The sequence below is a fragment of the Micromonospora lupini str. Lupac 08 genome (assembly GCF_000297395.2).
GTDB lineage: Bacteria > Actinomycetota > Actinomycetes > Mycobacteriales > Micromonosporaceae > Micromonospora > Micromonospora lupini.
Genome location: NZ_HF570108.1, coordinates 2,331,358 through 2,354,693, shown reverse-complemented (window position 1 = coordinate 2,354,693; position 23,336 = coordinate 2,331,358). Strand labels below are relative to the sequence as shown.

Sequence of the window (23,336 nt, the reverse complement as noted above, 5' to 3'; positions counted from 1 at the left end):
GGTGACGGCACGCGGAGCACGGAGCACTGCCTAGACTTAACGGCCATAACGGCCAATTGACCCGAGTTCTCCCGAGGGGGATGACCGTGGGCGAGCCCACCACCATCGCGGGACCCGTCCGCGCGTCGACGCCGGCCGCGACGCCGCACGTGCTGGCGCTGGCCGCCTACCGGTTTCCGCACGGCGACGCCATGTCCAACCGTCTGCTGCACCTGGCCCGGTCCGCCACGCCGGTGGGCGGCGTGACAATCGTGGTCAACGACTGGCCGCAGGACGGATCACGACCGCCTGTCGCGCCAGTCCTGCCGCCCGGCGTACGGCTGATCGAGCTGCACCGTCGCGGAGTCGGCGGCGGGATGCCGGGCCGCTGGCTGCACCGGCGCCTGTGGCCCCTGCGGGTGCTGGCCGCGCTGCGTCGCGCGGGTGTCCGCCCGGACGAGCTGACCGGTGTGTACCTTCCGGCCGGCCTGTTCACCCTGACCACCTGGGTGGCGCTCCGGGCGACGGTGCGCTGCCCCGTGACTGTGGACGTCCTGGAGCGGCACGACCGGGCACAGTTTCCCCGGGGGTGGCTGACGCCGTACTTCGTCCGGCACCGGTGGGCGTCCCTTCTGGCCGGACGACTGGCGGACCGGATCATCGTCATCTCCGAGACGCTGGAGCGGCGGTTCGTCGACAGTGGCCGCCCGACGCTCGTGGTGCCGCCGCAGGTGGACTGCGCCGACTACGCCGAGCACACGTCGCCCCCGCTCACCGGCGGGCTCCGGCTCCTCTACGCCGGATCGGCCGGACCCAAGGACCAGTTGGCCGTGGTGCTGGAGGGCCTCCGCCGCCTCGCCCCCGACGACCGGCGCCGGGTGCGCCTGGTGATCGCGGGGATCAGCCGGGAACAGGCGGGCCGCCTCTCCGACCTGGACGAGGCCGGGCCCCGCGACCTCGACGACCAGGTGAGCTTCCTGGGCTGGATCCCGCGGGACGAGGTCCTCGCCGAGCTGCGTCGGGCACACTTCTCGGTCCTGGTCCGGCCCCCGGTCGGGTACGCGCAGGCGGGTTTCCCGTCCAAGGTGCCGGAGAGTCTGGCCGCCGGCTGCCCGGTGCTGCTCAACCACACGAGTGACCTCGGGCGTTACGTCGTGGACGGCCGGGAGGGGATCGTGCTGGACGGCTGCGGGGCAGAGGACGTCCGGCGCGGAATCGAGCGGGCGCTGCGGCTCGACGACGCGGCCTGGGCGGCGATGAGCCGCGCGGCCCGCGAGCGGGCCCACTGCTTCGACTACCGGGCCTGGACGCCTGGGGTCAGCGACTTCGTCACCGGGGCCGGTCCGGGCGTCGGCAGGTCGGCCAGGGCGGCCAGCTCGGTGGCGGACAGTCGACGGTCCGCGGGATAGAGCCGCCGCTCGTGGGCCTGGATCGTCTCCACCGGCCAGCGCAGACGGATCACCCGGGCCGGGTTGCCGGCGGCCACCGCGTACGGAGGCACCGAGCGCGTGACGACAGCGCCCGCGCCGATGACCGCGCCCCGGCCGATTGTCACGCCGTGCAGGATCACCGCCCGGGTGCCCACCCAGACGTCGTCGCCGATTGTCACACCCCGGTCCTGGGTGTCGTCGCCGGGCGCCTTGTCGACCGCGATCATCGGCACGCCGACCTGGTCGATGCGGTGGTTGCCGCCCCGGATGGTCACCTCGGGGCCGAACATGACGTTGTCGCCGATCCGGATCCGGGCCCGGGCCGCCATCAGGATGGGCCGGTAGCCGAGGTCCACATTGTCGCCGACCTCGATCGTCTCGCAGGTGTAGACCCCGTCGGGGTCGACTGTGAAGTTGTCGCCCCGAGCAGCGAACCGCCGGGCCAGAGCGAGACCTCGGACGGCACGGCGGGCCCGGGAGGTCGTGCGCAGGATGCGGTCCAACGCCCCGATCACCGGGCCGAGAAGGGCACCCGGCCGCCGCGCCGCCACCCGCATCAGACGCCCGCCCGGCCGGCACCGGCCTGTTCCGGGACCCCGTAGATCCGGCGGATCACGGCGGCCTTCTCGGCCGCCGGCAGGTGCCCACAGCCCAGCGACCGCGCCCGCAACCGCTCGAGATAGTCGTCCACGGTGCGGATGACGCGAGCCGGCACCCCGGCGGCGACGCTGTTGTCCGGGATGTCGCGGGTCACCACCGAGCCGGCGCCGATGACGCACCGGTTGCCGATCGTCACACCGGCGAGGATGGTCGTGCGTACGCCGAGGTAGACGTCGTCACCGACGCGGATCGGCGCGGTCCACTCCAGGTCGGGTACCTCCTTGCGGAGGATCAGCGTGCCGCCGTCGTGGGTGATGAACTGGACGCCCGCCGTGACATAGACATTGTCGCCGAGCGAGACCAGCCACGGCTCGGAGCCGAACATCGCCCGGTCGATGCCGTAGAACCGGACCCGGCCACGCAGGTCGACGCCGAGGGACCGGGCGAAGCCCTCCGGATCCCGTGCGGCGGCCCAACGGTCCCGCAGTGCCACCCGCACACCCCGCAGCGCACCGAGCATTCCGCCCTCGATTCCTGGGTTCCACCGGTCAACTGCGCATCCACGGTAAGGCAGACAACTCGACTGATCAGGCCATATCCTCAAAGTCGCCTATTTATCGATGCGACCTGAATGGATTACACATTCTTATACCGTTTCTGCCGTTTGTCGCGTGATGCAACGACCGGCGTCCGTTTCGTCGCCACGCCGGGCCAAACGCCACCGCGTCCGGACCGCCGCAGGCAGAGAGACCGAGATGACAAGAGTCCTGGTCCTGACCGACTACCGGGGGACGTTCTACTCCACCGCGCGGACGCAGCACGGTCTGTGCACGATGGACGTCGGGAAGATCACCGCGCACCTGACACGCGCCGGCCTCGACCCCGAGGTCATCCGGTTCGCCGACCTGGACCTGACCGGCGACGTACGCGGGGTGCCGGTGCTCTACACCTCGTCGGAGGACCGGGGCCTGCACTACAAGAGCTGGATCGAGGACCTGGTGCTGGCCCTGGAGACCGCCGGAGCGCGGGTCGTCCCGGGCTACCGCTTTCTGCGCGCCCACCACAACAAGGTGATGATGGAGGCTCTGCGCGCGCGGCTCTTCCCGCAGGACGCCCGCCTCCTGGGCACCCGCACCTTCGGCACCTACGAGGAACTCGCGGCGACGGAGCTGGACGGCCCGTGGCCCAAGGTGCTCAAGTCGGCGTACGGCGCCGGCTCGCAGTTCGTGGCCCGTGCCGCGAACCGGCGCGAGCTGCTGCGCACCGCCCGCACCCTCAGCGACACCTCCGACCGGGGCGAAGCCGTTCGCGAGCACGGCCGACGACTGCTGCGCCGCGACCACCATCCCCGCTCCCTGCACCGGCAGAAGTTCCTGGTGCAGGCGCTGGTCCCGGGGTTGGCCGGAGACTTCAAGGTGCTCCGGATGGGTGCGCGCTACTACACGCTCTACCGCCGCAACCGGCCCGGCGACTTCCGCGCCAGCGGCAGTGGCGACTTCGACTTCCAGGACCTGGCGGGCGTCGACCGCGACGCGCTGCTCGACTACGCGGAGCGGGTCTCCGACACTCTCGGCACCCCACTCGCCTCGTTGGACATCGGTCACGACGGCGAGCGTTTCCACCTGATCGAGTTCCAGTGCCTGCACTTCGGCACGGTCACCGCCGAAGAGTCGACCGGGTACCACCTGCGGGTGGGCGACACGTGGCAGCACGTCGAGGAGGAGTGCGACATCGAGGCCGTGTTCTGCGCGGCGATCGTGGGGCATCTGCGGCAGTTCGCGCCGGCACCACCCCGACGCTCGCACGAGGCGGCCACCGCGACGCCCGGCTCCCGGCGCCCGTCCGGCCGGTGACGCCGCGACGACGCCAGCCACCGACGGCGTCGGAGTCCGGTCTCACCGGTGCGACCCAGGATCCCCTGGCCGTGTCCAACGCGAGGGTTTGGGGGTTTATCAGGCGGATGTCGACCGACTGCGAAGATTTGGGGTTTCTGTGGCTCCACGTCCCGCCCGACGTCGACACGCACTGCCCACCGTCGCGGAGGTCGGAACATGCCGGTGCCTGGTCGTCTCGCGGACGTGGCCGATTCCCCGCCGCGCCCGCACACGGGCGACACCGTGTACCTGTCGCCGCCGGACGTCGGGCCGCTGGAGGAGTCGTACCTGATCGCCGCCCTTCGCTCGGGCTGGGTGGCACCTGTCGGTCCGGACCTGCAGGCGTTCGAACACGACGTCGCGACCCGGGTCGGCACCGGCGGGGCCGTCGCCGTGAACTCCGGTACGGCAGCTCTGCACCTGGCCCTGCTCGGTGTGGGAGTCGGCCCCACCGACGTGGTCATCGTGCCCACCCTCACCTTCGTCGCCACCGCGAACGCGGCCCGCTACATCGGCGCACGGCCGGTCTTCGTCGACTGTGATCCGCGGACCGGAAATGTGGACGTCGACCTCGCCGCGGACCTGATCCGGGCGCTGCGGGCGCGCGGCGAGCGGGTCGGCGCGATCGTTCCGGTGGACATGTTCGGCAGCTGCGCCGACTACGGCGCCCTGCTCCCCCTGTGCGCCGAGACCGACGTGCCAGTCGTGGAGGATGCCGCGGAAGCCCTCGGCGCCTGCCACGCCGGGCGTCCTGCCGGCTCGTTCGGGCGCGTCGGCGTGCTGTCGTTCAACGGCAACAAGATCATGACCACCTCCGGTGGTGGCATGCTCGTGTGCGACGACGCCGCGCTCCTGGCCCGCGCTCGCCACCTCGCCACCCAGGCCCGCGAACCGGCACGGCACTACGAGCACCACGAGACGGGCTACAACTACCGACTCAGCAACCTGCTCGCGGCGCTCGGACGCGCCCAGCTCCTCCGGCTGGACCAGATGATCGCCCGACGCCGTCACCTGCGCGACGAGTACGCCAAGCTCTTCGCCCCGGTGCCCGGCGTACGGCTGGTCGGAGCCCAGGACGCCGAGTCGAACTGCTGGCTGACAGTCATCGCCGTCGAGCCCCAGCGGTGCGGTTGGCGGGCCGACGACCTCGCGAGGCACCTCGCGGAACGGAACATCGAGACCCGGCCGGTGTGGAAGCCGATGCACCTGCAGCCGATGCACGCGGGCGCGGAGAGCCTGCTCACCGGCGCCGCCGAGCGTCTCTTCACCGACGGGCTCACCCTGCCCAGCGGGAGCGCCCTCACCGAACCGCAGATCGCCCGGGTCCTCGCGGCGATCGACGAGTTCCTGAGCGCCCGGACAGGCCCGTCCCTGTCGTGAACGACCGGCCCGGCCTGGTCCGCCACGGATGAGGGGTTCGGCCCTCGAAGGGTGGCCGATCAGGTGACGGGGACGGCCGTACCGGCTCGCGGAGGCCGGCAGTAGCAGGATATTCCACCATCCAGCGGCAAATACCCCAGAAATCTTGAGAATGGATGCGACGGGGACATAGGCCGCGTATCGCCCTCAGCCGCGTATTGGAAGCCGGCCGGGGGACGGGACAGGAAGCGAGCACATGCCGCAGGAGTCAGAGCACACGGAACGCGCGGACCGGCGGAGACGACGGGCCCGGGCACGCCACGCCACAGCGGCCCTCCTCGCCACCGACACCACCGCCTGGGTCTGCGGTTTCGTCGCGGCCGTGTGGACCCGTTTCGAGTTCCACCTCCCGCCCGGCCAACCGGCCCGGGCGGCGGCGATCGGCGTGCTCGCGGCCGTCGTGCACCTGGGAGTCGCGGCGGTGCGACGCCTCCACGGTGGACGACATCCGCTGGGTAGCCTGCACGACGCCCAGGGCGTCGCCGGGGGCGCCGTCCTGGCGGCCGCCATCGTGCTGCTCGGTCTGCTGCCCTCCGACGAGCGGCCGGTGCCGGCGAGCACCCCGTTGGTCGGCGGCGCGCTCGCCCTGCTCCTGATGCTCGGCGCCCGGTTCGCGTACCGCCACCGGCGGGACCTCTCGATGCGACCGGACGTCCGGTCGTCGACGCCTGTGCTGTTGTTCGGGATGGGCGACGCCGGGCAGGAACTGCTGCGGGCCATGCTCAGCGATCCGCGGGGCCGGTACCTGCCGGTGGGCGCTCTCGACGACGACGCCGACAAGCGTGACCTGCGCATCCGGGGGGTCCGGGTGCTCGGCGGACGGCACGACGTGCGCTCCGCGCTCCGGCGTACCGGAGCGGGGGCGGTCATCTTCTCGGTGGCCAACGCCGACGCCGCGCTGATCCGCGAGATCCGCGAGGCCGCCCTCGCCGCCGGCGCGGTGTTCAAGGTGCTGCCCCCCGTGCGGGACCTGGTCGACCACCGGATCACCGTCACCGACGTCCGGGACGTGCAGATCGGCGATCTGCTCGGCCGCCGCCAGGTGGTCGGTGACCTGCCGCTGCGGACGAACAGCCTGACCGGACGGCGGATCCTGGTCACCGGCGCCGGTGGATCGATCGGGTCGGAACTCTGCCGTCAGGTGATGAAGGCCGACCCGGGTGAGCTGATGATGCTGGACCGGGACGAGTCGGCCCTGCACGGCCTGCAGATGTCGCTCGCCGGGCGGGCGCTGCTGGACGGTCCCGAGTTGATCCTCGCCGACCTGCGCGACGACGAGGGCATCCGACGGATCATCCGCGAGCGCCGTCCGGAGATCATCCTGCACGCGGCGGCACTCAAGCACCTGACCCTGTTGCAGCGGCACCCCGGCGAGGCGGTGAAGACGAACATCTGGGGCACCCTCTCGGTGCTGGACGCCTGCCGGGACGTGGCGAAGTTCGTCAACATCTCGACCGACAAGGCCGCCAACCCGATAAGCGTGCTCGGCTACTCGAAGCGGATCACCGAGCAACTGACCGCGCACGCGGCGTCCCGGTTCCCGGGCACCTTCCTCAGCGTCCGGTTCGGCAACGTGTTGAGCAGTCGCGGCTCGGTGGTGACGGCGTTCCAGCGGCAGATCGAGGACTCCCTGCCGTTGACAGTCACCCACCCGGAGGTAACCCGCTACCTGATGACCGTCCAGGAGGCCGTCCACCTCGTGCTGCAGGCCGCCGAGATCGGCCGGGACGGGGAGGCGCTGGTGCTGGACATGGGCGAGCCGGTCCGCATCGCCGACCTGGCCCGCCAGATGGCCGAGCAGGCGTCCAGCCAGGCGCCTATCGTCTACACCGGCCTGCGCCCCGGAGAGAAGCTGCACGAGGACCTCTTCGGCGCCGGCGAGACCGACACCCGGCCGTTGCACCCGCTGGTGTCCCACGTGGCGGTGCCCGCGCTCGACCCGGGCGAGGTGAGCGGGCTCGACCCGTACGACGACGCGGCGAAGCTCATCGAGCACCTCGCGCTGCTCTGTGCCCCGCCGATCGGCCCGAGGGTGGACGGCCCGGTGGGCGTACCCCTGCAGTCGCGGTGACCGACCCCGCACCCGAAAGTCCTCGCCGGCAGTTATGCCGGTGAGGAAGCAGCCCCAGCGTGAGGCCGCACAGCGGCATCCGCATCGCCAGGCGCGTCCCTCCGCCGCGGATCGATAGGACCGAAGGATTGCGGGCCCCCGACAGCAGGTTCGAGCGGCAGGAACAGCCGGACGCCGCCGCGGCCGAGGCCGGTCGGGTCGTCCAGACGGTGGAGCCGCCCGCGCCGGACGCCCCCGCTCCCCCGACCCCGCGTCGCGGTCGCCGGCTGCTGTCGTGGATCGCCACCGCGGCGCTGAGTCGAGCGGTGAGCGCCGTCGTACCGCTCTTCCTCCTGCCCGTGACGCTGTCGTATCTCGGCACCGACCTGTACGGCCTCTGGGCGGCGGTCCTGGCCGTCACCGGGATGGTCGCCTTCGCCGACCTGGGCGTCGGTCTCGGGCTCATGACCAGGCTCGCGCCCTGTCGGGTGGACGGTGACTGGGCGACGGCCCGACGCTACGTCTCCAGCGCCTACGCGGCGGTCTGCGGCGTGGCGCTTCCGGCGTGTGGCCTGCTCTGGCTGGTCGGCGGGTTCGTCCCGTGGCCGGCGCTGTTCAACGCCACCGGGGCGGCGGCCGACGACGCGCACCTCGTCGCCCTGGTCTGCCTGACGGCCTTCCTGCTGAACATCCCGCTGTCACTTGTCGCCCGGGTGCAGTACGCGTATCAGCAGGTGGCCGTCAGCAACATCTGGCAGGCGGCAGCGAGCGCCCTCTCGTTGCCGCTCGCGCTCGGCGCGGTGTTCGCGAAGCTGCCCCCCATCGCTGTCATCGCCAGCATCGCGATCTCCCCGTTGCTGGTCAACATCGTCAACACGGTGTGGACGTTCGGGTGGCGGCTGCCCCGCCTGACGCCCCGCCTGAGGTTCGTCGACGGCCGGGGCATTCGTGACCTGTTCGGCCTGGGTGGACTGTTCTTCCTGGTGACGCTGGTGATGGTTCTGGCGGACAACGCCGACCCCCTGCTCATCGCGCACGTGCTGGGGCTGGCAAGCGTCACGGCGTACGCGGTGCCGGCCCGACTGTTCACCCAACTCGGGGCGCTCGTGACGCTCGTCAACCAGCCGCTGTGGCCGATGCACGGCGAAGCCCTGGCGCGCGGCGACCTCGACTGGGTACGCCGGACCGTCCGGCGGATGACAGTCGTGTCCACGCTCGTCGCGGTGGTGCCGTCGACCCTGCTCGTGGTGTTCGGCGAGGCGTTCTTCGCCGCCTGGCTACCGATCCCGATCGGGAACCGGGCGCTCCTGCTGGGCCTCGCCTGCTGGTGGATCGTGCTGGCCGCGATCTCCCCGCGCTTCATGGTGCAGAACGCGGCCGGGGTCGTACGCCCCCAACTGTGGGGCTACCTGCTGTACCTGCCGCTCTCCGTCCTCGGGAAGCTGCTCGGCCTGCACTGGCTGGGCGTCTGGGCCGCGCCGTACATCGCCGTCGTCATCTACAGCCTGACCGTCGTTCCGGCCGCCATCTACGGCTACCGGCGCGCACTGACCCTGCGGACCACATGAGAGAGGTGGACGTACCGATGCTTGTGGACGAGGAATTCCCCCGGGTGCTGGTGGTGAGCCACACGCCCTTCAGCCGCGTCAGCGGTACCGCCATGACCCTGTCGAATCTCTTCTCCGGCTGGCCCAGGGACCGCCTCGGGCAGGTGTACACCGGGAACATCACGCCGTCGACGGAGGTGTGCGAGAACTACTTCCACTTCCCACCACGGGACCACTACCTGCCCATCCAGTACTACTCGATGCGGATGCTGGGGTGGAACGGCCAGACGCCGCTGCAACAGAGCAGGCCGATCGCCGCCGTCCACGCGGCGGCGGAGAGTCGACCCGCGGTGGCCAGGGTCTACGCGCAGCTGCGCGCGAGCGCCGACCTCAGCCCGATCCGTGTCCCCCCGGCGCTGATCCGGTGGATGCGTGACTTCCGTCCCGATGTCGTCTACTCCATGTTGGGCAGCGTCCGGCTCACGAGGATCACCGCCCTCGCGGCGCGGACCTGCGACGTCCCGGTGGTACCGCACTTCACCGACGACTGGCCGGCGACGCTGCACGCCAACGGCGAGCTGTTCGGTCGGGCCACCCGCAGCGTCCAGGAGACGACGGCACGACTCATCCGCCTGGCGCCGCTCGGCATGGTGATCAGTCAGCCGATGGCCGACGAGTACGCCCGACGGTACGGAATCCCGTTCAGCCCCTTCGTGAACTGCGTCGACGAGAGCTTCTTCGCCGCGCCCCGCACCGAGGTCGACCGACAGCGCGGCGTCGAGCTGGTGTACGTCGGCGCCCTGCACCTCAACCGCTGGGAGTCGCTGCGCGACATCGGCGCCGCGCTTGACGACGTCGCGCAGACCGGTCCGCCCGCCCGACTGACCATCCACGCCCCGGAGCGGGACCTCGCCCAGTACGGACGGCACTTCGCCGACCTGCGGCGGGTGCGGCTGGGGCCCTCGCTGACAAGCGAGGAGGTGCCCGCGGCGCTGCGGTCGTCGGACGTCCTCGTGCACATCGAGTCCTTCGACGAAGAGATCCGCCGCTACACCCGCTACTCGGTCTCGACGAAGATCCCCCAGTACCTCGCCTCGGGCCGTCCCGTCCTCGGCTACGGTCCCGCCGAGGTGGCGTCGATGGACCACATCCGGCAGGCCGGCGCCGGCGTGATCGTCGGGACGAACGACCGAGCCAGCCTGGTACGCGACATCGCGGCCCTGTGCCACGACGCGGGGCTGCGGGAGAGGCTCGCCCGCAACGGAGTCGAGTTCGCCCGGCAGGAACATGCCAGGGAGAACGTGGCGACACGGTTCGCCGCCACGCTGCGCGCGGCGGCCCGCGCCGGGTCCGTCACCCCCGACGCGGCCCGCGAACACCTGACCCCGAGGCGCGGTGGGGTGCGGCGATGAGACGTACACGATGGGTCGCCTGTGTGGGTCCGTTCCTGTTCCCCTGGGGTGAGGCGGGGTCACGGCGGGTGCACGGCCTGGTGGCGTCGTTGGCCGCCGCCGGCTACGACGTCGTGGTGGCCGGCGGCGGGCCGGAGCCGCGCGTGCGCACACCGCTGCCGGGCGTCGACGGCCCGGGGTCGGTCTCGCACATCGGCCTGGCGGAGCGGCCGCCGCCGACGGCCGGGCCGGTGGGCAGCTCGATTCAGACGCTTGTGCGCTGGGGTCAGCGGACGGTCCGCTGGCTCGACGCCCAGCCGACCAGACCGTCGCACGTGCTGGTGCACGGCGGCCAGGCCCAGTACATGTTCCACCTCCAGCGGTGGTGCCGACGGCACGGCGTGCCGCTGATCGTCGACGTCGTGGACTGGTTCAACGGCCGGCACGTGCGCGGCGGCTACCTCGGACCGCTGCACGTGAGCATGAAGCTGGCCCTGCACCACTACTACCCGCGCTGCGACGGCGTCATCGTGATCAGCTCCTACCTTGAGGACCACTACCGCCGTACCGGTCGCCCGCTGCTGCGGGTGCCGCCCACCCTCGACGTGAAGGGCCTGACCCTTGACGCCCGGCAGACGGCGGCCGGCGGCTCGTCCCCGCTCACGCTCGCGTACGCGGGCAATCCGCACGGCAACAAGAAGGACCTCCTGGGCACCGTCATCGAGGCGGTGGGTCGTGTCCAGCGCGACGGCGCGCGCGTCGAGCTGCGCATCTACGGCCCGACAGTCGACGAGGTACGCGGCCTCGTCGAGGGCCGAGCGTTGCCCGAGGGCGTACGGTGCCTGGGTCGCCTGCCGCAGGCGGAGGTGGCGAGCGCCCTGCAGGCGGCGGACTTCACAGTCCTCGTCCGCAGGCCGGACCGGGCCACGAACGCGGGCTTCTCGACGAAGTTCTGCGAGAGTCTGGCCAGCGGCACCCCGGTGATCGCCAACCTCACCAGCGACATGGGCAGGTACCTGCGCCCCGACCTGGAGGGCCTGGTGTGCCGGGACCACACGCTGGCCGGGGTCACCGAGGCGTTCCGCGCCGCCGCGCGCCTGAGCGACGCGCAGCGCAGCGTGATGCGTCAGGCCGCGCGCAGCCAGGCGCTCGAATCGTTCGACTACCGGGCGTACGCGGAGCCCCTCGGTCGGTTCTTCCGCCACTGGGACTGACGCCCGTTGGCGGGCGACTGCAGCGCGTAGAGCACGAGGAGCGTGGCCATCCCGACGATGGATTCCGGCGCCATGCCGAGCTGGTTGTTCGCCGGCACGTAGACGATGAGAATGCAGAGCTGCGCGAAGATCAACGTCGGGACCACCCGACGGGAGGACACCGCCGCGCGCCACGAGCCGGCGAAGAGCCACCCGACCAGGCCCATGAACAACGCCGCGCCCGGGAAGGTGAGGTCGGAGGCGAGCCAGGGATAGATGGTGGCCCAGTACATGCGCGCCGGCCACCCCTTCTCGTGCTGGGTGCGGTCGGGGTACGTCGGATGCTCGGTGAGGTCCGCTCCGAAGGACTGCTCGGCGAAGATCGCGGCGGACGGCGCGCTACCGAGGCCGTGGGACCACTCGAAGGGCACCTGGAGGTTGTAGGACAACCCGAGGTAACCGTGCGTCGGGTAACCGATGATGGCGGCGACGCCCACGGCCACCGACTCACCCATGGCACGTTCCACCTCGGGATTCACCCGCACCACCTCACCCGTGGTGCCGAACTCCGTCGCCCGCGTCGCGTGACTGAAGATCATGTAGGTGGCCAGGAGCGCGAACGCCCCGCCGACCAGCACGAGCGTCCGGCGACGCCGCGAGCGGGCCCGCCGTCGGTGCCGGACCGACGCCCGCGCGATGAGCATCCCGGCCGCCAGCATGATGACGACGTCGCCGAGGCCCTTCATCGTGCCGATGAAGAGGTAGAAGGACAGGTGCGTCGCCGTGCCGACCAGGCCGGCGAGCCGCAACCAGCCGGGCAGGCTCTGCCAGTGCACCACCAGCAGCGGTACGAGGGCCACGCTGAGGACGCCGAGCGGAAGCAGCAGGGTCATCCACGGGTCGGTGCTCGTGACGCCCTGCTGGTAGACGTCGAACTTGTTCACGTAGCCGGTGGCGGGCGCCTCGATGCTCGCCCACACACTCTGCGGGCCGGTGGCGCCGAACTGGACCAGCCGCGTCAGGCTGACGACGACGTAGTAGGCGGCGCTGGCCAGGACCAGTCGACGCACCTGCCGGATGCGGTCGGTCGAGTGGGTCGCGGCCGCCACCGCCGGGACGCGACGCGACATCTGCGCCACGTATCCACCGGCGAAGAGGGCTGTCGCCGCGAGCACGAAGACACAGAGCCGGACGGGATTCTCGACCTGGCGGGCCAGCCTCGTCAGCCAGAACGCGCCGAACGTGCCGAGCATCCAGGTCAGGGCCAGCACCAACGGCAGCCACGTCACCGTTCGGGGGCGCGACGCCGCGGGGTCCGCCACCGACGGCCGGCGCGTACCGTGCTCGGGCGGCGGCGAGGGATCCCGCTCGCGGACACTCCCGATCGGCGATCGGTGTCGACCACTGCTGATGCCGTCGAGGGTGGTCACCGAGGTCCACTCCCGACCGGCCATCCGGCCCTGGGCGGTGGCGAGTCTGCCCGGACAGGATTCCGAGATCGCACTCGCCGACCCTCCACCTGGTTGAGCGCACGTTGCAGCGACGACGACCGCGCGGCACCACGCTGCGGGCCACCCGATCGACTGTCAGTAGTCACTGAACGAGCCAACGACCGTGTGCTCACCGGGGTGATGGCCCGACGCGGGCGGAGACCGACCGGGTTTGCGATGTCACGACCACTCCTCTTCGTCACTGAAGCCGCACCGGCGACGTTGGACACGACAGACCGACGAGCGCCCCGAGCGGCACACCACGCCGCAGTGGCCTCCGAGGCCGCGATGAATGTCCTATTCGTGCTGCAATGCAGCTTCCCGGATCACGAGTGGGTTCGGGAGATAATGAGCGAAATCCCGCCAATAAGCTGATATCGTCGCCCTCCCCATTGCTTCGAGCTGCCCACGCTCGGCACCGCGAGTGGTCTGCGTTTCCGCAGGCCGCGATCGCCTCCGTCGTCCTGCCCAAGGGGAACCCGATGGCCAGACCCGATCTCCGTGCGATCGCCGTGGACATGCGCGCCCTCGGCCCGTCGGCGCCGTTACGCGCGGCGTACGAGGCGTCCAAGCGCAGCGGATTCCACGCCGTCCTGTTCCGCGGCGAGACGCACCGGCATCATCCGGCCACCCCGGTGCCGCTGGGCAGCACGGCGCCGCTGGGCGACGAGGCGCGGCAGCGCTGCCTGGACGACGCCGGCCGCGTCCTGCACGAAGGGCTGCGGGTCTTCGGCGCCCGGGTGGCGACAGGCGTGTCGACGCCGTGGAGCACCGACCCGCTGACCGGGCGGCAGTGGCCGGCGGACACGCCCTGGTGGCGCGTCGACATCCGTTCCGGCGAACGGCTGTCGGACGTGAAGCACACCTGGGAGGCGGCCCGCCACCGCGACCTGGTCGTCCTGGCCCGCGCGGCCCGCCTCGACCCGGCCGGCCCCTGGCGGGACGGCCTCGGCGACCTGCTGCGGGCCTGGTGCGAGCAGTCGCCACCCGAGCGGGGCGTGAACTGGTACTCCAGCCTCGAACTGGCGCTGCGCGCGGTCGCCTGGAACCAGATCCTGGCGCTTGCCGGCGAGCGACTGCCCCGCGACGTGGTGGCCACCATGGAACGGCACCTGCTCGCCAGCGCACGGCATCTGCTGGTCGAGCTGCCGTACACGGTGAGCAGCATGCGCAACAACCACATGCTCGGGGACGCGCTCGGGCTGATCCTGCTGTCCCGCATGTTCCCCACCGCCGCGCGGGCCCGCTGGTGGGCGCGTACCGGCGAGCGGATGTTCGCCACGCAGCAGCGTCGGCACTTCGGGCCGGACGGCCGCATGATCGAGGATTCGCTGTCGTACCACCGCTTCGTTCTGGAAATGCTCGTCGTGCGGCTGCTGCTCGGCGGCGCGCCCGCCGGCGTGCGCCGCGACCTGCGCGCGGCCAGCCTGCACCTCGCCCGGCTCGGCGTGTTCGACGGGGACGTCCCGCAGTACGGCGACTGGGACGAGGGCCGGGTGCTCGCGTCCTCCGGCGACCCACTCGACGTGGCCGGCTCGGCCGCGCTCGGGCTGGCGCTGTCCGGCGAACGGCTGCCGGCGCGGTGGTACGCCGACTTCGACGAACTGGCCTGGTACGCGCCCGCGAGCGCCCGGGAGGAGGCCACCGCCGCGTCGTATCCGCCGGCCCGGCGCGGCGCGACGACCTCGGGAGGCACCGCGCTTGTCGAGCGGGGGCCGTGGCGGGTGTGGTTCAAGGTGGACGGCGGCCCCTCGCACGGCCACGCCGACCTGACCTCGGTCTGGGTCACCCACAACGGCCGCTGGCTGATCGCCGACCCGGGCACGGGCACCTACAACGGCCCGTTGGAGGTACGCAACGGGCTGCGCACCTCCGCCGCCCACCCCGTGCGCCGCCCGGACGGGCAGGACCAGCTGATCCCGCACCGCGCGTTCCGCTGGCTCGCCACCGGTCGCGGTCACCTCGGAGCGCCGCTCGTCCTACCGGACCGCACCATCCTCTTCGGCTGGCACGACGCGTACGCGCGCGGCGAGCGCCCGGTGCGCGTCGGCCGGGCCGTGGTGGTGGCCGACGCGTACGTGGCGGTCGTCGAGTTCGCCGACCCGCCGGGGGCCGCCGACTCCTGGTCGCTCACGATCCCCCTGCACCCCGACGTCGCGGTGGAGAACGACGTGCTCGTCACCGGTGACACCAAACTCCACCTCTTCGGGTTGGACGGGTACGAGGCGGTGCGCGGACGGTCGACGCCGTTCGCCGGTTGGCACAGCCGGACGTACGGGCGGTGGGAGCCGGCGACGTGGATCACGACCGAGACCCGGGCCGACACCGTCGCCTGGGGACTCGGCGTCGTGCCCGGGCCACGTCCCGACGCGACCACAGTCGACGGCCTCCGCTACGAGGTGGCCTGGACCGACGTGGGCGCCACCCTGGCTGTCACCCACCTCACCTCCGGGGAAGTCCAGCACGTGGGAGCACCGCTATGACACGACGCAGCGTCCTCGTCCTCAACCACTTCGCCGTGCCCCCGGGCCACCCGGGCGGCACCCGGCACGTCGAGCTGTTCAGCCGCCTGCCCGGCTGGACGCACGTGATCATCGCGAGCCGCCGCAACATGATCACCGGTCGGCCGCAGCTCCCGGAGCCGGGTTTCCACCCGGTCGCCGTGACGCCGTACCGGGGCAACGGCCTGGGCCGGGTGCTCAACTGGGCCAGCTACGGGCTCACGGCCACAGTGGCCGGCCTGCGGCAGCCCCGACCGGACGTGGTCTACGCGTCGTCGCCACACCTGCTGGCCGGCCTGTCCGGCTGCGTCGTGGCGGCACTGCGGCGTACGCCGTTCGTCCTGGAGGTCCGTGATCTGTGGCCACGGGTGCTCGTCGAGATGGGGACGCTGTCGGAGACGTCGACGGCGTACCGGGCGCTGGAGCGCCTGGAGCGTTTCCTGTACCGACGCGCCGACCGGGTGGTGATCCTGGCGGCGGGCGTGCGGCCGGCGATCGAGAGCAAGGGCGTACCACCCGAGCGGATCGTGTTCATTCCCAACGCGGCCGACCCGGACGACTTCGTCCCCAGTGGTGACCGCGACGAGCTGCGGCGACGGTACGGGTTCACCCGCCGGACGGCCGTCTACGCGGGAGCACACGGCCCGGCCAACGGACTGGACCTGCTCCTGACCGCCGCGCGGGCGGTGCCGGAGATCGACGTCGTACTCGTGGGATCGGGCGTCGAGAAGGCACGCCTGCGGGCGGCGGCGCGCGACATCCCCACCGTACGGTTCCTCGACCCGGTGCCGAAGACCGAGATCCCCGATCTCCTGCACGCGGCCGACGTCGGCGTGCACGTCCTCGCCGACGTCGAACTGTTCCGCGCCGGGGTCAGCCCCAACAAGGTGTTCGACTACATGGCCGCCGGCCTGCCGATCGTCACCAACAGCCCGGGAATCGTCGGCGACCTCGTCCTGGGTGCCGACGCCGGGTCCGTGACCCCGCCCGGGCACCTCGCCCACGGCCTCGCCCAGATGGTGCAGGCCAGCCCGGACGAGTTGGCGAAGATGGGCGCGGCGGGCCGGCGGTGGATACGGGACAACCAGTCGCGGACGGCGATGTCGGGCGCCCTCGGACGCCTGCTCGCCACGCTCGTCGACGGCCCGGACGACGCGGGGCGCTGACCCGCCCGGGTCAGTGCGGGACGCTGACCCGCCCGGGTCAGTGCGGGACGCTGACCCGCCCGGGTCAGCGCCGGCCGCGCCGCGTCAGGAGGAGATCCCGGCGTTCACGCCGCTGTCCACGTCGATCTGCGTGGGCAGTCGCGCCGGAAGCTGCGGAATGCCGGCCAGGGCGGCTACCGCGGACAGCGCCGCCTCAGTCGTACCGATCGACGCCTCGAAGCCGCGCTGGTGGGGCGCGTTCCCGGTGATCACCGCCCGCACGTGGGCGAGCTGCTCCTGGTGCCCCTTGCCGCCGGGCGCCCGTTTGACCTCCCGGCCGTCGACCTCCAGGCGTCGGAAGTCGTCGATCAGCACGGTGTGGCCACGGCCGAGGATCTCCAGTCGTTCCTTCGGAGTGCGACGGTGCCCCCGGGTGGAGTACGTGATCGTCGCCGTGGAGCCGTCGGGGTATCCGAGCAGGACGCTCACGTCCTCCTCCAGGCCCGGTTCGCCGCGCCCGCTCCCGTACGCGTGCACGACCCGGGGCTGCTCGCCGACCAGCCACGACGCGAGGTCGATGAAGTGGCACACCTCGCCCCGGACGCGGCCACCCTGGCGGCGGTCGTGGTACCAGTGCGCGGCGGGCAACTGCCCGGCGTTGACCCGGTAGGCGATGGTGATCGGCCCGGACCCGGCCGTCAGGACCTTGCGGGTGTACGCCACCATCGGCGCGTGCCGCCTGTTGAACCCGACGAACAGGTGGCCCGGGTTGCGGTCGTACGCGGCCAGCACGTCGTCGAGCTCGTCCCGCGTCAGCGCGAGTGGCTTCTCCACGAAGACGTGCTTGCCGGCGTCGAGCGCCCGCACCGCCAGCTCGGCGTGGGAGTCGTGGCGGCTGAGGACGAACGCCACGTCGACGTCGTCGCGGGCGAGCAGGTCCTCGACTGTCGGCGCCACGACGGCGATGTCGTTGCGCTCCGCGGCGTGGCGTGCCGACAGCCCCTTTGCCGACGTGATGGCGGCGAGATCGTCGCCCCAGCCGGCCGCCTTGAGGGCGGGCAGGAAGGTCGCCTTGGCGTACGTGCCGGCCCCGATCAGCCCCGCCCGGGGTGACGTCGATCGGTGGCGCGGCCGGATCGTGGCCACGCGGGAGGTCGGCTGCGCGGGCGCCGAGTAGGTGAGCTGCACCGCGAGCGAGCGCGGGTCCGACGCCAGCACCTCGTACGCCGACGTCGCGCGTTCCACGTCGAAGACGTGGGTCACCATGTCGTCGACCGCGACCCGGCCGCTTGCCACCAGGTCGAGGTAGGTCTCCACGTTGCGCCGCGCCGTCCAGCGCACGTGGCCGATCGGATAGTCGACGCCCCACTCCTCGTACGCGCGGTCGTAGCGGCCGGGACCGTAGCTGCGGGCGAAGCGGAGGTCCAGCTCGCGCTCGTAGAAGCGCCGTCGGTCGAGGTCCAGGCCGACGTCACCGACCACGACCAGCCGGGCGCGGTCGCGGGCGATCTCCGCGCTGCGGGCGACCGGCTCCGACGAGGTGGTCGCCGCCGTGATCAGGACCGCGTCGACGCCTCGACCACGGGTGGCCTCCATGACCTGTTCGGTGGTCGCCGCACCGGCCTCGACCAGCCCGAGCGCGCCCGCGCCGCCGGCCAGCTCGGCGGTCCACCCGCGCAGGTCGATGCCGACGACGGTGAGCCCGGAGGCGAGTGCCAGGCGTACCGTCAGTTGCCCGACCAGGCCGAGGCCGACGACCGCGACCGAGCCGCCCACGCCCACCTCGGCCTGCCGCAGCCCCTGCAACGCGATCGCCGCCACCGCGCCGAAGGCGGCCGCCTGGTCCGAGACCGCGTCCGGGACGGGCACCGCGAGCAGTCCCGGCACCGCCTGGTACTCGGCGTGCCCCGCCGACGCCGTGGCCACCCGCATCCCGGGGCGCAACCCGTCGGTCGCCGCGCCGGCGGTGACGACGACGCCGGCCGCGCTGTAGCCGAGGGGCATGTCCTCGTCGAGACGGCTGCGCACCGCGGCGAGCGTCGAGCGGACTCCCCCGGTGCGCGCCCGGTTGACGACCTGGCGGACGAGATCCGGCCGGGCCCGGGCCTTGCGCAGCAGGCTCGCCGAGGCCAGCTCCCGTACGGCGCGCTCGGTGCCCGCGGAGAGCAGGGACCTGCGCGTGGCGACGAGCACCTCGGTCGCGCCCGGCTCCGGTTGCGGAACCTCCACGACTCGCAACTCGCCACCGGACACGGATTGGACGATCTGCTTCACGCGGTCTGCCTGCCTTCGGAGATAAGAGTCAGTCGACACTGCACAGAGAGCAAAGGTATCAAATTGGATAACTTGTACCATTGGTACGACGCCGCTGATTCACGCCGAATTTACGAGGAGATCCATGCCAGCCGACGCCGTTCTGCACGTCGCGGGCGCACGCCCCAACTTCCCCAAGGCGGCGCCCGTGATCCGCGCGCTGGACCGACACGGCGTCCGGCAGCGTCTGGTCCACACCGGACAGCACTACGACGACCGGATGTCCGAGGTCTTCTTCCGCCAACTGCGCCTCCCCGAGCCGGACCTCAACCTCGGGGTGGGTTCGGGCAGCCACGCGAGCCAGACCGCCGCCGTCATGACCGGCCTGGAAGAGCTGATGGTCGCCGACCGCCCGGCGCTCACCGTCGTGTACGGAGACGTCAACTCCGCACTCGCCGCGGCCCTCGTCGCGGCGAAGCTGGGCATCCCCGTCGCGCATGTGGAGGCGGGCCTGCGCAGCTTCGACCGGTCCATGCCCGAAGAGATCAACCGGGTCGTCGTCGACCACGTGTCCGACCTGCTGTTCGCCACCAGCCCCGACGCCCTGGCACACCTGGAGACCGAGGGCATCGCGACGGAGAAGGTCCACCTGGTCGGCAATCCGATGATCGACACGCTGCTTGCCAACCTCGACCGCTTCGACGTCGCCGGCATCCGTGCCGCGCTCGCGCTCCCCGAGCGCTACGTCGTCGCGACGCTGCACCGGCCGGGCAACGTCGACGACGCGGCGGACGCCGTCGGCCTGGTGAAGGCGATGCACAGCGTCGCCGACCACCTGCCCGTCGTCCTGCCACTGCACCCGCGCGGCAGGCGTCACCTCGAGAACGCCGGTCTGCTCTCCCATCGCGCGATGCGGGTCATCGAGCCGCTGGGCTATCTCGAGTTCGTCAGCCTGGTCCGGGGCGCGGCGGTAGTCGTCACCGACTCCGGGGGCGTGCAGGAGGAGACGACGATGCTCGGCGTGCCCTGCCTGACGTTGCGGCCCAACACCGAACGCCCGATCACGATCACGCACGGCACCAACCGCCTCGTCACCCGCTCGACGCTCGCCGAGGCGGTGGCGAGCACGCTCGCGACGGGCCGGCTCGCCGTACGGGCCACGCCACCGCTGTGGGACGGCGCGGCCGGGGAGCGGATCGCGCGGATCATCGCGGCGACGCTGCGGTAGCCGACCTCGTCGAGTGGTCACGTCCGGCACCGACACCGACACGTGCGGCAACATCCCGGCCATCGACCTATTGACATCAATCAGACCAGACCGAAGGCTCGCGCCTACTGGTCCTTCACACAAGGAGGCGCGATGAGACCGAGACGACTGGCGATCGCCGGCGTGGTCACCCTGCTCGGTGCCCTGGCACTGGCCCCGCCGGCGAGCGCGCGGCCACCGGCGGACCCGGGTGCCCGCGAGGGCCTGGAGGTGTACGTCGGCACTGTCGACCCGAAGCAGCGTGACCTGCTGCGCGAGGCCGGGGTGGACCTCGGTCACGACGCCAAGCCGGACTCCACCGGCCGCACCGCCGTCGAGACGGTCCTCACCCCCCGGCAGGCGAGGCGGCTGACCGACAGGGGCGTCCCGCTCACCGTCAAGAAGGTCCGTGGCAAGGACGCGTCGCAGGCGTTGCGAGAGCAGGCCGCGGCGGGCTGGTCGGCGTTTCGCCCGTACAGCGAACCGGGTGGCCTGCGCGACGAGATCAGCGCCACGGCGGCGCGGTTCCCGAAGCTGACCAAGCTGGAGACGATCGGCAGGACCCGGCAGGGCAAGCCGATCCTCGCGATCAAGGTGACCAGCGACGCGAGGAAGGTCCGCGACGGCCAGCGACCCGCGGTGCTCTACGCCGGCGCCCAGCACGCCCGCGAGTGGATCACGCCGGAGATGACCCGCCGGCTGATGCACCACGTGCTCGACAGCTACGGCACGAACCGGGAGATCACCCGCCTGCTCGACACGACCGAGCTGTGGTTCCTGCCGGTGGCCAACCCGGACGGCTACGACCACACCTTCACCCCCGGCAACCGGTTGTGGCGCAAGAACCTGCGGGACAACGACGGCGACGGCCAGATCGGCCCCGGCGACGGCGTCGACCTCAACCGCAACTTCGCCTACAAGTGGGGGTACGACAACGAGGGCTCCTCGCCCGACGCGAACAGCGAGACCTACCGGGGCCCCGGCCCGGCCTCGGAGCCGGAGACGAAGGCACTGGACGGGCTGCTGCGGCGGGTCGGCTTCGAGTTCTTCGTCAACTACCACTCGGCTGCCCAACTGCTGCTCTACGGCGTCGGCTGGCAGGTGAGCACGCCGACACCGGACGACGTGATCTACAAGGCGATGGCCGGTGACGACGCCCACCCGGCCGTTCCCGGCTACGACCCGGACATCTCCGCCGAGCTCTACACCACCAACGGCGACACCGACAGCCACGCCACCGTCCGCTACGGCACGTTGGGCTTCACCCCGGAGATGTCGACCTGCGAGTCCGCCGCGGCCGTCGACCCGGACGACCAGTGGCGTCCGGAGGACTGCGTCAGCGACTTCATCTTCCCCGACGACGAGACGCTGATCGCCGGCGAGGTGAGCAAGAACCTGCCGTTCGCGCTGGCCGTCGCCAGGTCCGCGGCCGACCCGGACGACCCGGTGTCGGTGGTGGGCCGCAGCACCCCGGACTTCGTGGTGGACGCCTTCGACACCTCGTACGGGCGCACCCAGCAGGTCGCCTCGATCACCCGCCGGGCACTCAAGAACGTGCGGATGCACTACGTCGTCAACGGTGGCCGGCCGAAGACCGTCGGGGTCCGCGAGTGGCGCGGCGGCGAGCGGTACGGCGACACCAACGACGACTACTACGCCGAACTGCGCGGCACGGTCACCGGCACGAAGCCCGGCGACCGGGTGGAGGTCTGGTTCACCGGCGTCAAGCAGCGCGCCAAGGTGGTGGCCAGCGAGCACTTCACCTACCGGGTGCACACCGACATCGGCGGTGACGTGCTCGTCCTCGCCATGGAGGACGTCACCGGGTTGAGCCCGGCGCAGACCGGCGCCACCGCGAAGTACGCCGACGAGGTCGCCGCGTCGCTGACCGCCGCCGGGCGCAGCAGTGACGTGTACGACTTCGACGCCATGCGTCGCACGGCGCCGCACCCGCTCGGCGTGCTGTCGCACTACAAGACGGTGGTCTGGGAGACCGGCGACGACGTCATCCTGCGCTCCCCCGGCCAGGTGGCCGGCACCGCGGCCAAGGCGGCGCTGGACACCGAACTGGCCGTGCGGGACTACCTCAACGAGGGCGGCAAGCTGCTCGTCAGCGGCCAGTACGCCCTCTACGCCCAGGGCGCCAACGGGTCGTACGTCTACCAGCCGGACGCGCCGCCGGAGTGCACCGACGGCGAGGATCCCACCTGCCTGCCGCTGCTGAACGACTTCCAGCAGTACTGGCTGGGCGCCCACACCTACGTCAGCGACGGCGGCACCGGCGCGGACGGGCCGTTCCCGGTCCACGGCACCGACGGGGCATTCACCGGCTTCGAGGGCACCCTCAACGGGGCCGGGTCGGCGGGCAACCAGGGCCACACCGCCTCGTTCCTGACCACGTCGAGCTTCCTGCCGGTCGACGCGTTCCCGCAGTTCGCCAGCTCCGCGCCGGTGGACTGGGTCCGCCCAGGTGCGGCCCCGTTCGACCCGCGCACCGGGGACTGGTACCTGTGGAGCGGGCAGGCCGACGAGTCGTTCAAGCGCCTCACCCGCACCGTGGACCTCTCCGGGGCCACGAGCGGTGAGCTGCGTTTCGCCGCCTCGTACGACGTCGAGGCGAACTGGGACTTCCTGATCGTCGAGGCGCACGAGGTGGGCAGCGACGACTGGACGACCCTGCCCGACGCCAACGGGCACACCGGCCGGGAGACCGGGGAGAGCTGCGAGTCGGATTGGCAGACCCTGCACCCGTTCCTCGGGCACTACCAGGGCGCGGACTGCTCGCCCACCGGCAGCACCGGGGAGTGGCACGCGGTCACCGGCGCGTCCGGGGGCTGGCAGGACTTCTCGATCGACCTGTCGGCGTACGCCGGCAAGCAGGTCGAGGTGTCGATCTCGTACGTCTCCGACTGGGGCACCCAGGGCCTGGGTGTCTTCCTGGACGACGCCCGGGTGCTCGTCGACGGGTCCACGGTCACCGAGACCTCGTTCGAGACCGAGGACCTCGGTGGTTGGACGGTGGCCGGGCCGCCCGCGGGTTCCGGGGGCAACGCCACCGACTGGTCGCGCAGCCAGCAGGCGTTCGAGGAGGGGTCGGTGGTGGTCACCGCGGACACCGTGTACCTGGGCTTCGGGCTGGAGGGCCTGCCGCCGGCAGTCCGCGACGACCTGGTCGCCCGCTCACTGACCCACCTGAGCGGCCGGCCGCGCCGCTGACG

Annotated in this window: 15 protein-coding genes; 11 read left to right on the top strand and 4 right to left on the bottom strand. The window is 71.8% G+C overall.

The features are described from left to right. Positions 1–86: 86 nt before the first annotated feature. Positions 87–1,388, top strand: a complete 1,302-nt coding sequence (locus MILUP08_RS34460; RefSeq protein WP_007457899.1) for a glycosyltransferase — start codon at positions 87–89, stop codon at positions 1,386–1,388. Here MILUP08_RS34460 and MILUP08_RS37095 read toward each other — a convergent pair. Beyond that, entirely contained in the window at positions 1,274–1,924 is a 651-nt protein-coding gene (locus MILUP08_RS37095; protein ID WP_272944006.1) for an acyltransferase, read from the bottom strand. The genes MILUP08_RS34460 and MILUP08_RS37095 overlap by 115 nt on opposite strands. Positions 1,925–1,965: 41 nt before the next feature. Further along, positions 1,966–2,529, bottom strand: coding sequence for an acyltransferase (locus MILUP08_RS11925; RefSeq protein ID WP_007457897.1), 564 nt, complete (start codon positions 2,527–2,529; stop codon positions 1,966–1,968). A 235-nt stretch (positions 2,530–2,764) separates the two neighbouring features. Here MILUP08_RS11925 and MILUP08_RS11920 point away from each other — a divergent pair, with 235 nt between their 5' ends. The 6 genes from MILUP08_RS11920 to MILUP08_RS11895 all read left to right on the top strand — a co-directional run bounded on the left by MILUP08_RS11920 (position 2,765) and on the right by MILUP08_RS11895 (position 11,504). Next, positions 2,765–3,862, top strand: a complete 1,098-nt coding sequence (locus tag MILUP08_RS11920) for an ATP-grasp domain-containing protein (RefSeq protein WP_007457895.1) — start codon at positions 2,765–2,767, stop codon at positions 3,860–3,862. Between the two features lie 198 nt (positions 3,863–4,060). Continuing rightward, entirely contained in the window at positions 4,061–5,263 is a 1,203-nt protein-coding gene (locus tag MILUP08_RS11915) for a DegT/DnrJ/EryC1/StrS family aminotransferase (RefSeq protein WP_007457893.1), read from the top strand. Between the two features lie 235 nt (positions 5,264–5,498). After that, positions 5,499–7,373, top strand: coding sequence for a polysaccharide biosynthesis protein (locus MILUP08_RS11910; protein ID WP_007457891.1), 1,875 nt, complete (start codon positions 5,499–5,501; stop codon positions 7,371–7,373). A 128-nt stretch (positions 7,374–7,501) separates the two neighbouring features. Beyond that, positions 7,502–8,920: a lipopolysaccharide biosynthesis protein gene (locus MILUP08_RS11905; RefSeq protein ID WP_007457889.1), complete on the top strand. Its 1,419-nt coding sequence runs from the start codon at positions 7,502–7,504 to the stop codon at positions 8,918–8,920. Continuing rightward, a complete protein-coding gene (locus MILUP08_RS11900; RefSeq protein ID WP_007457888.1) occupies positions 8,917–10,311 on the top strand; it encodes a glycosyltransferase family protein in 1,395 nt (464 codons plus the stop codon). The genes MILUP08_RS11905 and MILUP08_RS11900 overlap by 4 nt, the downstream gene beginning before the upstream one ends. Continuing rightward, on the top strand, positions 10,308–11,504 hold the full coding sequence (locus MILUP08_RS11895; RefSeq protein ID WP_007457887.1) for a glycosyltransferase family protein: 1,197 nt from the start codon (positions 10,308–10,310) through the stop codon (positions 11,502–11,504). Before MILUP08_RS11900 ends, MILUP08_RS11895 begins: the two co-directional genes overlap by 4 nt. On the opposite strand, the gene MILUP08_RS11890 is transcribed toward MILUP08_RS11895, so the two are convergent. Further along, on the bottom strand, positions 11,453–12,772 hold the full coding sequence (locus MILUP08_RS11890; RefSeq protein ID WP_237747057.1) for a hypothetical protein: 1,320 nt from the start codon (positions 12,770–12,772) through the stop codon (positions 11,453–11,455). The two genes, MILUP08_RS11895 and MILUP08_RS11890, sit on opposite strands and share 52 nt — an antisense overlap. A 683-nt stretch (positions 12,773–13,455) precedes the next feature. Between MILUP08_RS11890 and MILUP08_RS11885 the strand changes: the two genes are divergently transcribed. Together MILUP08_RS11885 and MILUP08_RS11880 are read left to right on the top strand one after the other, a co-directional pair. Then, positions 13,456–15,456, top strand: coding sequence for a heparinase II/III domain-containing protein (locus tag MILUP08_RS11885; protein ID WP_007457885.1), 2,001 nt, complete (start codon positions 13,456–13,458; stop codon positions 15,454–15,456). Further along, positions 15,453–16,640: a glycosyltransferase family 4 protein gene (locus tag MILUP08_RS11880; RefSeq protein WP_007457884.1), complete on the top strand. Its 1,188-nt coding sequence runs from the start codon at positions 15,453–15,455 to the stop codon at positions 16,638–16,640. Before MILUP08_RS11885 ends, MILUP08_RS11880 begins: the two co-directional genes overlap by 4 nt. A gap of 84 nt (positions 16,641–16,724) precedes the next feature. Here MILUP08_RS11880 and MILUP08_RS11875 read toward each other — a convergent pair whose 3' ends face one another. After that, the gene (locus tag MILUP08_RS11875) at positions 16,725–18,893 is read right to left on the bottom strand and encodes a Gfo/Idh/MocA family oxidoreductase (RefSeq protein WP_007457883.1); all 2,169 of its coding nucleotides are present in this window, start codon (positions 18,891–18,893) and stop codon (positions 16,725–16,727) included. 124 nt (positions 18,894–19,017) lie between these two features. On the opposite strand from MILUP08_RS11875, the gene wecB reads away from it, so the two are divergent. Together wecB and MILUP08_RS11865 are read left to right on the top strand one after the other, a co-directional pair. Then, positions 19,018–20,100, top strand: a complete 1,083-nt coding sequence (gene wecB / locus MILUP08_RS11870) for a non-hydrolyzing UDP-N-acetylglucosamine 2-epimerase (protein ID WP_007457882.1) — start codon at positions 19,018–19,020, stop codon at positions 20,098–20,100. Positions 20,101–20,232: 132 nt separating this feature from the next. Continuing rightward, a complete protein-coding gene (locus tag MILUP08_RS11865; RefSeq protein WP_007457881.1) occupies positions 20,233–23,334 on the top strand; it encodes a M14 family metallopeptidase in 3,102 nt (1,033 codons plus the stop codon). Positions 23,335–23,336: the final 2 nt, after the last annotated feature.